The organism is Psychrobacter nivimaris (assembly GCF_043419765.1).
In the GTDB taxonomy this organism is placed as follows: domain Bacteria; phylum Pseudomonadota; class Gammaproteobacteria; order Pseudomonadales; family Moraxellaceae; genus Psychrobacter.
This window is the reverse complement of the sequence record NZ_JBHOFX010000004.1, coordinates 207,924-221,607: the sequence shown is the minus strand read 5'-3', so window position 1 is coordinate 221,607 and position 13,684 is coordinate 207,924. Positions and strand designations below refer to the sequence as shown.

Annotated in this window: 11 protein-coding genes; 4 read left to right on the top strand and 7 right to left on the bottom strand. The window is 42.3% G+C overall.

Going from position 1 to position 13,684, the window contains the following annotated elements; all coding sequences use genetic code 11:
- The first annotated feature begins 67 nt into the window (after nucleotides 1-67).
- Nucleotides 68-1,954, top strand: coding sequence for a monovalent cation:proton antiporter-2 (CPA2) family protein (locus ACHEVO_RS10400; protein WP_394124857.1), 1,887 nt, complete (start codon nucleotides 68-70; stop codon nucleotides 1,952-1,954).
- Between the two features lie 45 nt (nucleotides 1,955-1,999).
- On the opposite strand, the gene ACHEVO_RS10395 is transcribed toward ACHEVO_RS10400, so the two are convergent.
- Nucleotides 2,000-2,929 (bottom strand): DUF2628 domain-containing protein, encoded by a 930-nt coding sequence (locus ACHEVO_RS10395; RefSeq protein WP_394124856.1) that lies wholly within the window; start codon nucleotides 2,927-2,929, stop codon nucleotides 2,000-2,002.
- Nucleotides 2,930-3,130: 201 nt separating this feature from the next.
- On the opposite strand from ACHEVO_RS10395, the gene trmB reads away from it, so the two are divergent.
- From trmB to ACHEVO_RS10380, 3 genes are all read left to right on the top strand, one after another.
- Complete coding sequence (gene trmB / locus ACHEVO_RS10390) at nucleotides 3,131-3,970, top strand: tRNA (guanosine(46)-N7)-methyltransferase TrmB (RefSeq protein WP_394124855.1); 840 nt, start codon at nucleotides 3,131-3,133, stop codon at nucleotides 3,968-3,970.
- A 1,058-nt stretch (nucleotides 3,971-5,028) separates the two neighbouring features.
- The gene (gene recA, locus ACHEVO_RS10385; RefSeq protein ID WP_101205782.1) at nucleotides 5,029-6,081 is read left to right on the top strand and encodes a recombinase RecA; all 1,053 of its coding nucleotides are present in this window, start codon (nucleotides 5,029-5,031) and stop codon (nucleotides 6,079-6,081) included.
- Between the two features lie 40 nt (nucleotides 6,082-6,121).
- A complete protein-coding gene (locus tag ACHEVO_RS10380; RefSeq protein ID WP_394124854.1) occupies nucleotides 6,122-7,213 on the top strand; it encodes a regulatory protein RecX in 1,092 nt (363 codons plus the stop codon).
- 192 nt (nucleotides 7,214-7,405) lie between these two features.
- On the opposite strand, the gene ACHEVO_RS10375 is transcribed toward ACHEVO_RS10380, so the two are convergent.
- From ACHEVO_RS10375 to ACHEVO_RS10350, 6 genes are all read right to left on the bottom strand, one after another.
- The gene (locus ACHEVO_RS10375) at nucleotides 7,406-8,119 is read right to left on the bottom strand and encodes a YidB family protein (RefSeq protein ID WP_394124853.1); all 714 of its coding nucleotides are present in this window, start codon (nucleotides 8,117-8,119) and stop codon (nucleotides 7,406-7,408) included.
- Between the two features lie 241 nt (nucleotides 8,120-8,360).
- Nucleotides 8,361-8,819 (bottom strand): hypothetical protein, encoded by a 459-nt coding sequence (locus ACHEVO_RS10370; protein WP_394124852.1) that lies wholly within the window; start codon nucleotides 8,817-8,819, stop codon nucleotides 8,361-8,363.
- A gap of 52 nt (nucleotides 8,820-8,871) precedes the next feature.
- Nucleotides 8,872-9,153: an FAD assembly factor SdhE gene (locus ACHEVO_RS10365; RefSeq protein WP_057761419.1), complete on the bottom strand. Its 282-nt coding sequence runs from the start codon at nucleotides 9,151-9,153 to the stop codon at nucleotides 8,872-8,874.
- Between the two features lie 128 nt (nucleotides 9,154-9,281).
- A complete protein-coding gene (gene folP / locus ACHEVO_RS10360) occupies nucleotides 9,282-10,175 on the bottom strand; it encodes a dihydropteroate synthase (protein ID WP_394124851.1) in 894 nt (297 codons plus the stop codon).
- 457 nt (nucleotides 10,176-10,632) lie between these two features.
- Nucleotides 10,633-12,528, bottom strand: coding sequence for an ATP-dependent zinc metalloprotease FtsH (gene ftsH / locus ACHEVO_RS10355; protein ID WP_114700600.1), 1,896 nt, complete (start codon nucleotides 12,526-12,528; stop codon nucleotides 10,633-10,635).
- 401 nt (nucleotides 12,529-12,929) lie between these two features.
- Nucleotides 12,930-13,562, bottom strand: coding sequence for an RlmE family RNA methyltransferase (locus tag ACHEVO_RS10350; protein WP_394124850.1), 633 nt, complete (start codon nucleotides 13,560-13,562; stop codon nucleotides 12,930-12,932).
- Between the last annotated feature and the right edge of the window lie 122 nt (nucleotides 13,563-13,684).

The window sequence follows — 13,684 nt, the reverse complement described above, 5'->3', positions numbered from 1 at the left end:
AGCCATACTGATTTTAGTCACGTTGATTTTATATCGTATATTTTATTCAAATTTTTAAGGAGCCCAGATGTTTGCTGCCGCCGCCGGCTCACCAAATCTCATGTTGCAAGCCACTATCTTTTTGGGAGCAGCATTGCTCTTTGTCCCTCTCGGTAAACGCTTCGGCATTGCAACGGTTTTAGGCTATCTCATCACTGGACTCATATTGGGCCCAAGTGGCTTGGATGTGGCAGGCGACGCTGAAAGTTTATTGCACTTCTCAGAGTTTGGCGTGGTCATGCTGCTGTTTATTATCGGGCTTGAGCTCCAGCCTTCGCGGCTCTGGGCATTGCGCCGCTCTATATTTGTATTGGGCGGTTTGCAGGTCGGTTTGACTGGTACGCTACTGATGTGGCTCCTACACCAGTTTTTCTCCTTACAACTAGATACTGCCTTTATCGTTGGTTTTGGTTTAGCCCTGTCTTCTACCGCGTTTGTACTACAGATACTGACTGAAAAACAGCAGCTTTCGAGCACGCATGGTCGAGAAGCCTTCACTATCTTGTTATTCCAAGATATTGCGGTCATTCCATTGTTGGCAGTCATTCCGTTCTTATCAGGGGTGCGTGAGCAAAGCTACGATTTAATTTATTTTGGTAAGGTATTTGCTGTCTTTGCCGGTCTGATTTTTGCCAGCCGTTATGTGGTTCGACCCTTCTTCAAATTTGTGGCTTCCAGTGGTGCGTCAGAACTACTGACAGCGGTCGCGCTATTTATCGTGATGGGCGTGTCTATTTTGATGGGTCAAATCGGTCTATCAATGGCATTAGGTGCATTTTTGACAGGTGTGTTGCTCGCTGATTCTGAGTATCGTCACGAATTAGAAGCCAGTATCGAACCTTTTAAAGGATTGCTGTTAGGTCTATTCTTTATGTCGGTCGGTATGCTTACCGACGTCAAACTCATTTTAGCAGAACCCATCTTTATTATTGGCTGTGCGCTCGCCTTGATGTTTATCAAGTTTGCAGTGATTGCAGGAATTGCAAAGGTATCGGGCAATCGCTGGCCGACCAGCATCAGATTGGGCGTGACATTGGCTCAAGGTGGTGAGTTTGCCTTTGTCCTATTCAGTGTCGCCACTGCCCAAAATGTCTTACGTCCCGAGCTTGCCAATACCCTTAACCTTGTCGTTACCATCTCAATGGCGCTAACGCCTCTGGCATTTTTGTTATTAGAAAAAATAGGCGAACCGTTATTCGCCAAGAGCAAACCGAGCCGCGAATACGACACTATTCCTGATCATGAGCATCAGGTCATTATTGCGGGCTTCGGCCGCGTCGGTCAGATTATTGGCCGTGTACTGCGCATGCACAATATCGAGTTTACCGCCATTGAACGCTCTGCAAACCGAGTAGATTTCGTTCGCAAATTCGGTAACCAAGTCTATTATGGCGACCCGAAAAACCCTGAGATTTTACGAGCAGCAGGTATTCAAAAAGCGCGAGTGTTTATTCTTGCCATCGACGATTTAGAGCGTTCTATCACCACCGCTCAGTATCTTCGTAAGAATTATCCCGAGTTAATTGTATTGGCAAGAGCCCGCGATCGTCAGCACTATTATCGCTTGCGTGAGGTTGGCGTGCGTCACATTTGGCGTGAGACTTATCTGTCGTCTTTGGACATGTCGCGCGAATCGCTACAGTTATTAGGTATTTCTCCAGAAAAAGCGCGAGAAACAGTAAAAACATTCCGTGATTATGATGATGATTTGATTGAACGTCAGCAAGCCATTTATGATGATGAAGCCAGCATGATTGAGTCCGCACAATCAGCAATGGCTGAGCTTGAAAGCTTGTTTGACGAAGACATTGGTAAAGCACGGAAAATGGATTTAACCGATTTTTATGAGGCATTAAAGAGCCAAGCAACACCAGTTGATGAAAAAGATGATATTGCAACGGACTCTAAGCAGTAGCTCTCAGTACTAGCAACATCTACAAGCACTCGTGAAAAACAGCCCCTAATCAGCCATGCAGTTTTTAGGGGCTTGTTTTTTATTCAGTGAGCTTATGCAATCCCAGTTATCACTTTCTGGTGAATGATAAAAGACCAGCGTCTGCTCGTTTAAATAGCGTATCGGAAACGTCACGTTTTGAATCGTTGCCACTACCGCGCAGTCGGTTTCTGTCACGCCATCGGCCTGAATGTTGACATGCATGCGTATTTGCTGCTGCTCGGTACTCAGGGGCAGATTTACTGGGCACTGCCCTGTCTGCTGATAAATCAATGCCACTCGGTTTTGGGCGTTCTTCGCAATATTATAAGCATCAAACAACACTTCATTTGCTTTTGGCTTAGCGATAATAGGCAAAAACTGCACCTTAATCACCAATAGCGAAAACGCAAAAAAACCAAACCCTAATGCCAGTCCAAATAAGCTAACGCTACCTTCTCTTTGCAGATGTGCCTTCTGTGCTGCCTCATCTCGCGGATGATCATTTATCGCATCAGCGATCTCACGCCTTGCCATACGGTAGTAATACGCATCTGTCCAGCGTGCCACCATAAACGACCAAAATAGCCAAATAACGGCAGCAATGCCGATACGTATTGCCATCTGATAGGCATCTGGCACATAGGACATCGCTACAAACTCAAAAGCGACTAGCACTAGTGCCACATTAAGCTGAATAAAAGACCACCCTGCGACACTATACACAATCGCATCCATATAGCGCTTGCGATATAGCAGCCAAGGAAAAGTGATAAAAAACGCAGCCCAATGCCATTTTGGCGACAGATAACCTTGCTGATCAAACTGCTCAAAGCGTTTGAGATAATAACGCTGGGTACGATTGCCTATGAACCACTTGTCTAACTGCTTACGTTTAGCAGGTGTTAACGATTCTTGATAAAACGGTGGCGGTGAATCGGTCTCGATAAATAACATGGCAACACGCTCTACTTACTGATTCTTAGAAAAAGCATTTGAAAAATACCATTATATGATAATGCCAAAACCCGTGTGTAACATAGAGAAACCACAGCACTGACCAGCAAATACGCGAAAATAGGATTGTCCGTTCACAGTTGTATGGATTTAACTTATAATAAGCAAACATCACCCACCTAATTAAGCCTTACGAATCCTATGAGTCAACATTCTGATATCAATGACAACGTCAATAGTACCAATACTACTGATAAGCAAACCCTTAATAGCACAAGCGAGCCTATCGATATCGATAACAGCACCAACCAAGAAATAGAACCGACCTCTGACAAGCATATCCGCATCGTCAATACGTTTATGAAGCGCCGTACGCACATGAACAAAAACGCTGAGCTTGCATTAACTGCTCCAGAGTTTTCTGAGTATTTGGTCAATAACAGTTTTGGTGATGGCGATCTTACCGGTATTGACAACTTACGTACGTTATTTGCTGATAGCCCTAACGGTCCAGATGCGCCGCTTACGGTAGAGATTGGTTTTGGCTTGGGTGATTCGTTTATTGAAATGGCGGCCGCTGACCCTACTCGTAACTTTGTTGGTGTAGAAGTGCATGAGCCTGGTATTGGTAAATGTGCGTATATGGCTGGCACCCAAGATTTGAGCAACGTAAAAATCATCAACGGTGATGCCATTCAATTGCTCAAGCAGCTACCAGAAAACCATATCGACCGTATTCAGCTATACTTCCCTGACCCATGGCAAAAGAAGCGCCACTATAAGCGTCGTTTTGTCAGTCCTGAACGTATGACTATCGTTACGCGCAGCTTAAAACAAGGCGGCTGGTTCCATACAGCAACTGACTGGGAGCATTATGCATTTTGGATGGTTGAAGTATTGGATGGTTTCGCTGGACTGACTAACAAAGCAGGTACAGGTAACTTCACTGAGCGTCCTGACTTCCGTCCAATGACCAAGTTTGAGCGTCGTGGCCTCGACCGTGGGCATGGTGTGTGGGATTTGATCTATATCAAAGACTGATTAATACAGCTCTACTTTTAAGTGTTTTGACAAAGCGGCTATCTGATGTAGCCGCTTTTTTGTGGCCTTCTATATGCTATAGAAAATATCTTCAAAAATACTAGACATTCTATGCATAACTATGTCTGTTGACATCTTAGGTATATATCTTGAGTCATACTCCTGACTTTTAATGCCTATAGTATGACTATGCATAAAAAAATATAAATTTATAATTTGTGAAACATAGCGCTCATAGCGTTGTTTGTAGACAAAATTGCTTCTCTAAAGTGATCAGAAACGAAATATAGAATCCGTTCCTAATACTAATAATCTACGTAAACTTATGTATTATAAGGCTTTACAGAGTTCTCCCCATAAGCTGTGGATAACCCTGTGCATAAGTCACCACTTGACAAGTTTATAGCTAAGCAAATTAAAGGATAAGGTAAAATCGTTCATTTTTTGTACAATTTATAAAACCTTAAAAATCAATTACTTACATTAAATTCACACACATAAAAAATTATTTTAAATAATTTCTAAAATAATTTAATTATTCATAATGTTTCACAATTAGTGAAAATAAGCCTTTTATTTGTTGTGGACAACTCCTAAATCTATTGACAAGCATAGTCATTATAAGGTTCAAAACAACAACGGCCTATCGCATCATTTCTATAGATTTTTAGCCGCATACCATACGACAGATAGTGTCGTCTAGCATCCCTCAACGCTCATTATAGTGCCTTGCTTTTGTTATAATTACCTTATCAAATCAACAGTGTTAAGAAGTTGAGTCAAGTAATTAGCACGCCAAGTCTGACTTAAAAACAATGATAACGACAGTGTATTACGGACTTATTTTTACTTCTCTCGCTATTTAATTTTACTGTATAGTAGAACGATACATTCGATACTACTACCTATACCAGTCACGTGACAACCTATTTTTCGATAAAACAGCCAAACAATAATTGCCGATTTCATAACAGTCAGTATGCGTTTGCCAAAAGTTTTAACAGTACCAATATTTTATTTATAGCATCAACTTAACTACCGAAAACAAGGAATCCAATATGGACGACAATAAAGCCAAAGCCCTCAAAGCGGCATTAGGTCAAATCGAAAAGCAATTTGGTAAAAACACCATCATGCATCTAGGCGATGACTCGGCCATTATGGATGTCGATGTGGTCTCTACAGGCTCTCTAGGATTAGACATTGCGCTTGGTATTGGTGGTCTACCAAAAGGCCGTATCGTTGAAATTTACGGTCCAGAAAGTTCAGGTAAGACGACGATGACCCTGCAAGCTATTGCAGAATGTCAAAAGCAAGGCGGTACCTGTGCCTTCATAGATGCCGAGCATGCGCTCGACCCTGTTTATGCACGCAAGCTTGGAGTAAACACTGATGACTTATTGCTCTCGCAGCCTGACAATGGCGAGCAAGCACTTGAAATTACCGACATGTTAGTACGCTCAGGCGCAATCGATATGATCGTGATTGACTCAGTAGCTGCGTTGACACCACGTGCCGAGATTGAAGGTGAAATGGGCGACTCACACATGGGTCTGCAAGCGCGTCTGATGAGCCAAGCCCTACGTAAAATCACTGGTAACGCCAAACGCTCTAACTGTATGGTGGTATTTATTAACCAAATCCGTATGAAAATCGGTGTTATGTTCGGTAGCCCTGAGACTACGACTGGTGGTAACGCGCTGAAATTCTACGCCTCTGTACGTATGGATATCCGCCGTATTGGTGCGGTCAAAAACGGTGATGAAATCATCGGTAACCAGACCCGTGTCAAAGTCATTAAAAATAAAATGGCACCACCTTTCCGCCAAGCTGAGTTTGAAATTACTTACGGTGAAGGTACTAACCACTTAGCCGAAGTCATTGACTTAGGTGTAGAGATTGGAGCGGTTGGTAAAGCAGGATCTTGGTACAGCTATGGCGACGAAAAAATCGGTCAAGGTAAAGCCAACTCTGTGCTTTTCTTAAAAGAGAATCCTGCCATTGCTCAAGAAATCGAAGACAAAATTCGTGACGAAAAGCTTGGTACAAAGAAAAATAGTAAAGCCGATGAAACTGAAGAAGCAGAACAGGCTTCTGAACCTGTACAATAATGGTTTAACAATTAACTGTTGTCAGTCACTATGATTCATTATGAAAATTAAAACCTTAGCTGAAATCCTAGCTGAGTCGGGCGCCGACTCAGCTAGTTCTGTTGATAAAAAATCAAAAAAACCGTCCAAGAACTCTTATACGAAAGAGTCTAAAAAACCAGAGAAGTCTAGTAGACGGACTATTCGTTCAAGTAAAGATGATTCAGTCACGAATGACGCTACTATTGATACAGCGTTCTTTGAAGACTCCTCTCCTAAGTCAAAGAAGACTTCTAAATCTAAAAAACGTAAAAAGCGTTTCCATCCAGCGGCTAATTTTATCGCTGAGCCTAGTGACGCCCCTACATATCAACCCCCTGAAACGCAAACCATTAAAGAGATGCTGGCAGAAGTCAAACTCGACATTCATAATGACGAAATTAGTGATGGTTTGACAACTGGTTCTAGTGATAGCACTGAGCCACTATCCAAAAACTCAGAAAATGAAGCTGAGCTTTTTGCTATCAATGATAGTGAAACAGACAGCCAAAACGATAACATACCAGCTGCGCTCAAAGCCTACTTACGAACCCCTGAACAAAAACAAGCAGAAATCGATGCGATTAAAGCAGAAAGTCGGTTGCGTTGGCTCGCATTTTATTACTTATCACGCCGTGAATACGGTAAGGCTGAGCTAAAGCAAAAGCTGATCGACAAAGAACAAGATCCAGAGAAAATTGATGCACTGCTCGATGAGTTTGAAGAAAAAGGTTATCAAAGTGATTACCGCACTACCCTAATGCTGATACGTGAGAATATCCGTAAAGGCCGTGGACGTGGCCGGATCAAACAAGAATTCTATCGTAAGAAGATTGCTATGCCAGGTAACATTGATGAGCTAATCGATATGGCAAATACTGAGTCTGATGAATTTAGTGAGTTTGTAGATGATGATGCAGACAACTTAGTAGACGGTGTAGATTGGCTAAAACTGGCGGTGATAGCACGTACCAAAAAATACGGTAATGACATACCAGTTGAACAAAAGGAAAAAGCTAAACAGTTACGTTTTTTACAGTATAGAGGGTTCAATACCGATATCTGCTTTGCAGCACTTAACCATACAACAGAGACGCTAGACGAGCGATTTTAAGGGCTTACTATCGCTATCACTGTCCCTGCCAAACAGTATTTACCGACAGTCATGCTCTTGTGATAGACGTAAAAAAGAGCACGTTATATAACGTGCTCTTTAATCAATACTATCAATTATTTTAATCTACATGACTTTTAAGTATTCAGTTAGAAATTTTCAAATTCTAAGCTGCCAAACTACTTGAACAAACTACTTAAAATTACCAAGACGGCTAGATAGCTGGCTAATGATTTGATCTATCTCTTCATTGGCTTCAGACTCATTATCTAGATTACCATTAGGCGTTAGCTGATTCATGACCTCAGGCAATAGCTCAGCAAGTCCCTGTCTTACCTCAGTTTCATTAGCACCAGTATGAGCGGCTACTTGCTGAATTTCGTTTTCGTCAAATAAACGATTAATTTCGTCTGGATTTAAATTATCATTTGCTTCGTTATTACTCATCCAAGAGCGTGCTTGACCTTCGTAACCCATACCAGTGATTTTCGACAATGCACCGCTCAAGCCACCATTACGTTTGATCCAGCTAAGTACCATAGGCATCAATGATGCAACGAGCATACCTTTACCACCAAACCCACTATTAGTACGCTGACCACCTAATACACTACCTAAAATATCACCGAGTCCGCCAACACCTGAGCTCATACCGCCGCGCTGACTGCCGCCCGTGAGACCACCAATGATGTCATCTAAGCCAAAACCATTATCTGCTTGACGGCTATTTTGTTGAGGGCTATAACCACCTGCCTGACTGCCACCGCCTAATACGCTACCTAAGATATCACCTAGTCCGCCAGTCTGCCGTGTTTCAGTACGTTGGTTAACTGGATTACGCTGAGCGTCGTCTGGATTCATTGCACTACGTGCCACTTGGCTCACTAAATTCCCTAATAAGCTCATTATCTATTCCTCTTTTTATCGTATTGTTTAGTACAAAAATACTGCTAAAATTTATGAAACCTCATATCTGCCTATATGTTATTTAATAACAGGACAGCAGACTTATGAGTTTTATTTTCTATTTTTAATATAACAGATTTTAATATAACAAACCTCTTTGTCCTTTGAGATAGCTATTTTGTTATGACGTGTAGGGATTTCTCATCGTAAAAGGAAAAACCTAAGCTCCATAAATACTCAGCTATCTAATATTACCCTTACTGGTATTCGCTAAAATATTCAATTGTCGCCATTGCTCGTGATTCACTTGGTCGCGGAATATAGTAGTCGAAAACGTTCTTTGATAAGGCTCAACAATGTTGAACTCGACACTCATCGCCCATTGATAGCGATTTATATCGACCAACTCTGCTTGCCATAACTCATCGCCGCGTCCCGCTCGTATCAGTAATTGCCATTCTTTATCGACACGCTGACTGAGCGCTGGCTGACTAATATGTAATAGGATTGGTCTCGATATAATCAGATAACTTGCGACTGCTGCCGAGACTATTAAGATTAGTAAATACTGCCATAAGGCCAAAGATGCAAACCATGCCAATATCATCATAACGCCAGTCAAACCTACATATAGCAGCGCGCGTATATAACTGGCAGGCGTGATAGCTGTATCAATACGTAGCGAGGTTACTGGCGTCATATAAGCGTACCATGGGAAACGTTAGATATTGTGCCGACCCATTCTTTAAGACCTAAACCAAGTCTTTGGTATGGCGCCATGTTTTTATCTTATTGACCAATGCCCAGATGTCGTCCTCTTCTGGACGATTTTGATTGGTAAAATAGTCTAGCAAGTCTGGGTCTTCATGAGTGAGCATTTCTGCAAATGTTGCTTGCTCAGTAGCATCTGCTGTCAGATACAGCTCTTTGACATAAGGATCAATATAAAAATCCAATTCTTTTAATCCGCGGCGAGCTTGATAAATGATACGGCGCTGTTCATTGGTTGGTTCTGGCTGAGTTGTACTTGTCATAGATTTACTCTTATTAAGTTATATAGTTTTGCGGGTTTAGATAGTTTAAAAATAGACGTTAAGCATAGCGTATAGAATATTTATAAGCCTAAGAATATTTATTGCGCATTTGCGTTTATAAAGTGATATTAACAACGATATTCTGACAGTTGACTCCATAAGGCCACTGCTTGCTGCATCATCGCCACATTATGCGTACGAATGATACTTGCGCCTTGTTGTAGCGCAAACAACCCAGCAGCGGTTCCTGCCGAATCACGCTCTACCGCTTGCGTCGTACTCACAGCTTCAGCCACACTTTTGGTCAATACTTCTGCTAAAAAACGCTTACGAGAAATGCCAAACATCATTGGCAATCCTAATGTTTGCAAGCTACTCAGCTGGCTTAATAATGCACAGTGATGCTCATAGTTCTTAGCAAAGCCAAAACCTGGATCGATAATGATATTGCTTTGTTTAACGCCGATGCTGACTACTTTGTTAATACGGTCGAGCAGCTCTGTACGCACTTCATCGATCACATCGTTATACTGTGCCAGATTATTCATTGTCGTTGGCTCACCGCGCATATGCATTAGCATAACAGGTATATCAAGCTTAGCTGCCAGCTCTGCCGCACCAGTACGTTTCAGTGCTCGTACATCGTTCCAAATGTCAGCACCTTCATTAAACGCTGCCTGCATGACTTCAGGGCTGCTAGTATCAATCGATAACCAAATGGCATCACCACAGTGCTGACGAATGGCTCGAACCACCGGCACAACTCGTTGCATCTCATCATCAGTTGCCACAGTTTGCGCATTTGGACGAGTAGATTCACCACCGATATCGATAATAGTAGCACCTTCATTTATCATCTGCTGACAATGAGCGACGGCCTTATCTACTGCGTTAAATTGCCCGCCGTCCGAAAATGAATCTGGCGTTACGTTCAAGATGCCCATGACATGCGGCTGCGACAAATCTAAGGTTTTATCACGGCTAGATACTTGGTAGTTGGGTAAAGGTTGGAATAATGACATGGATAATCCATCGCAAGTAAAATTTATAATGCAGCTTTAGGGCGTATTGAACATTCGACCATGGCACTGACAGAGACTATTTTTTTAGACAGTTCGACGTTAAAAATAGTAAGTTTAGTCATTCTAAGCGTGTATTTTTAACAATGAAATGGCAAAAAAGAGTCCTGTCTCCTTCTGTTAATATTAGAGCTGAGCCTAAAACTGTCCCCAGATCCATACAAGCAGTACGTTGCAAACCTAGTTAAGGCTGGAGCATTACCGTCGCTTTATACCTTATCTGAAACAATTTTAGTGATTAGCAGTGCCTATTTGTGAGTGTTCAACACGCCCTATTTATTGTTATCTACGCTTATGATACCAGTAAATCTTATAGGGTTCTAAATCCTTCATAAAATGATGACAATAAAAAAGCCCTCTATCATAAAGGGCTTTTTATAAAACATGAGTACGCTAGCATTTACATCGCCGGTAATGGTGGCGGTGTAGCACCCGTTGTTTTAACATCGTTTTTCGACAAGTTTACTTCGTTATGCTGGTAAACTCTTGGTGGACGCGGTTCTTCACCTGCTAGAATATCTTGCAGTTGGTCACGATCAATAGTTTCCCAGTTCATAAGTGCATCAACCATTGCATGCATTTTTTCTTGGTTGGCTTCAATCAATTCACGAGCGATATCATACTGCTCTTCTAGCATACGACGCACTTCTTCATCGACCTTCTGCTGCGTGGCTTCAGAGATAGTACGACCACCACCACCGAAATATCCTTGCGAGTTGTCGTCATCTTCGTACACCATGATACCGAGTGCATCAGACATACCGTACTTTGTGACCATTGCACGTGCCATTTTAGTAGCACGTTCAAAGTCGTTTGAAGCACCCGTTGACATTTGATTGATAAACACCTCTTCAGCGATACGACCACCGAACAAGATAGCAATGTCGCTTAGCATCTTAGACTTGTACATACTGGTCTGATCATGCTCAGGCAACTGCCAAGTAACACCAAGGGCAAAGCCACGCGGCATAATAGTGACCTTATGCACCGGATCTGTACCTGGCAATAGCTCAGCTACTAACGCATGACCCGCTTCGTGATATGCAGTTGCACGGCGCTCTTCTTCGCGGATTACCATTGATTTACGTTCAGGACCCATATATAGCTTGTCTTTTGCATCTTCGAAGTCATTCATATCGACGCTAGTCTTGTTACGACGCGCGGCAAACAATGCAGCTTCGTTTACAAGGTTCGCAAGCTGTGCACCACTGAATCCAGGCGTACCACGAGCAAGAGAACTGGCATCTACACTGATTGTGTTTGGTAGTTTCTTCAAATGGACTTTCAAGATTTGCTCACGGCCTTTGATATCCGGCAAGCCTACTTGTACCTGACGGTCAAAACGACCTGGACGCAGTAACGCTTTATCAAGCACGTCAGCACGGTTGGTTGCGGCAATAACAATAACGCCTTCATTACCTTCAAAACCATCCATCTCAACCAATAGTTGGTTCAATGTCTGCTCACGCTCATCATTACCGCCGCCCATACCGGAACCACGATGACGACCGACTGCATCAATCTCATCAATAAAGATGATACAAGGAGCGCTTTTCTTCGCCTGTTCGAACATATCACGGACACGTGATGCACCAACACCGACGAACATTTCAACAAAATCAGAACCTGAAATTGAGAAGAAAGGCACTTTAGCTTCACCAGCAATAGCTCTCGCTAACAAGGTTTTACCTGTACCTGGAGGACCTACCATCAAGATGCCACGAGGAATCGTTGCACCCAGTTTGGTAAATTTATCTGGATCACGTAAGAACTCAACCACTTCAACAACTTCTTCTTTGGCTTCTTCACAACCGGCCACATCTTCGAAGTTAACGTTGATTTGATCTTCGGTCAGCATTTTCGCTTTTGATTTACCAAAGCTCATTGGGCCACCGCCTTTACCGCCAGCGCCGCCTTGCATATTACGCATAAAGAATAAGAACAGACCAATAATCAATAGAATTGGGAAGCTGGCTATCAGTAGTTGCATTAGTACGCTTTGGCGCTTTGGTGCAGTTCCTTGAACTTCGACTTGGTTCTCACGTAGCATTGGCATGAGCTGGTCATCTGACACAGCTGGTCTAATGGTCTCAAAAGATGAACCATTTTTCTTTTCGCCGGTGATCTGTTCGCCGTCGATCTCGACACTGGCTACTTGGTTTTCTGACACTGCGGTCACAAACTCAGAGTAGTTAAGGTTATCCGGCTCAGAGGATTGATCAAAGCCGCTAAACACCAGCACCAAAACGCCGATTACCACCAGCCACAATAAGGTATTTTTTACCATGTCGCTCACTAGTTATTCCCATCCCTTACTTATTGGTGTGTTTATTAAACACGTGACGTCTATAAACGTATTGCTCATTTTTAACGAATATCCCGATAATAAAAAACTGCTAAATTAAACTTATATGATTTATAGGTAGCCTAAAAATTGTTTTTATAAATAATCATTATGAGATAAACATAGATATACGATCACTGAACTTGTAAAACGCTTATTATCAGACGACTTTGCCTAAAACGTATGCTAAAAACAAAGGTAATATACCATGATATGTGGTGCTAACCCGCATAATTCAAGCAGGTTTTACGATTATTCATTTAACAATTGACGCAGCTTTTATATCGCGATAATAACACTTCATGGTGGTTTACCCTCACGCTTACAAGAGCAGCAACCTATTGATGTTAAAACTATTTAATCGCTATCCAAAACATCTCTTTTGAGCGTGGTCGTGACGCACCTGGCTTTATACTACGAATCTTACTAAAATCCTGCTGCATCTGCTTGCGTAATTCTTGTGTACCCTCACCTTGAAACACTTTCATAATAAGTGCGCCACCTTCTGGTAAGGTTGCGAGCGCGAAGTCTACAGCCAGCTCACATAAGTACATCATACGTGGCTGATCGATAGCGCTATTTCCCGCAGTATTGGGTGCCATGTCAGACAATACCACGTCGACTTGTCTATCACCCACTTCTGCCATAATGGCATCAAACACTTCAGCTTCACGAAAATCACCTTGAATGAAAGTCACATCAGGCAAGGTATCCATGGCCAAAATATCAGAGGCAATCAAGATACCATCGTCACCTACCAATCGACTAGCGACTTGTGACCAGCTACCAGGCGCACTGCCCAAGTCCACGACCGTCATGCCTTTTTTGATTAGGTTGGTTTTTTCATTAATCTCTAATAATTTATAAGCGGCACGGGCACGGTAGCCATCTTTTTGAGCTTTTTGCACATAATGATCGTCAATATGCTCTTTCATCCAAGCACTGCTGCTCTTTGATAGTTTTTTGTTTTCGATACGCGTGGCCAAAATACCTGCTCCTATTGCTTTACTAAATCTAGCTGCTTTAATTGCTCTATCACTTACAAACTGATATTAATCCGTTGCGGATTATTCTAAATACGGTGTTAATCAGATTTTTTATTCATGGT

Coding starts and splice junctions, on each gene's coding strand:
- ACHEVO_RS10400 (WP_394124857.1), top strand. CDS start 68: ATGTTTGCTGCCGCCGCCGGCTCACCAAATCTCATGTTGCAAGCCACT.
- ACHEVO_RS10395 (WP_394124856.1), bottom strand. CDS start 2,929: ATGTTATTTATCGAGACCGATTCACCGCCACCGTTTTATCAAGAATCG.
- trmB (WP_394124855.1), top strand. CDS start 3,131: ATGAGTCAACATTCTGATATCAATGACAACGTCAATAGTACCAATACT.
- recA (WP_101205782.1), top strand. CDS start 5,029: ATGGACGACAATAAAGCCAAAGCCCTCAAAGCGGCATTAGGTCAAATC.
- ACHEVO_RS10380 (WP_394124854.1), top strand. CDS start 6,122: ATGAAAATTAAAACCTTAGCTGAAATCCTAGCTGAGTCGGGCGCCGAC.
- ACHEVO_RS10375 (WP_394124853.1), bottom strand. CDS start 8,119: ATGAGCTTATTAGGGAATTTAGTGAGCCAAGTGGCACGTAGTGCAATG.
- ACHEVO_RS10370 (WP_394124852.1), bottom strand. CDS start 8,819: ATGACGCCAGTAACCTCGCTACGTATTGATACAGCTATCACGCCTGCC.
- ACHEVO_RS10365 (WP_057761419.1), bottom strand. CDS start 9,153: ATGACAAGTACAACTCAGCCAGAACCAACCAATGAACAGCGCCGTATC.
- folP (WP_394124851.1), bottom strand. CDS start 10,175: ATGTCATTATTCCAACCTTTACCCAACTACCAAGTATCTAGCCGTGAT.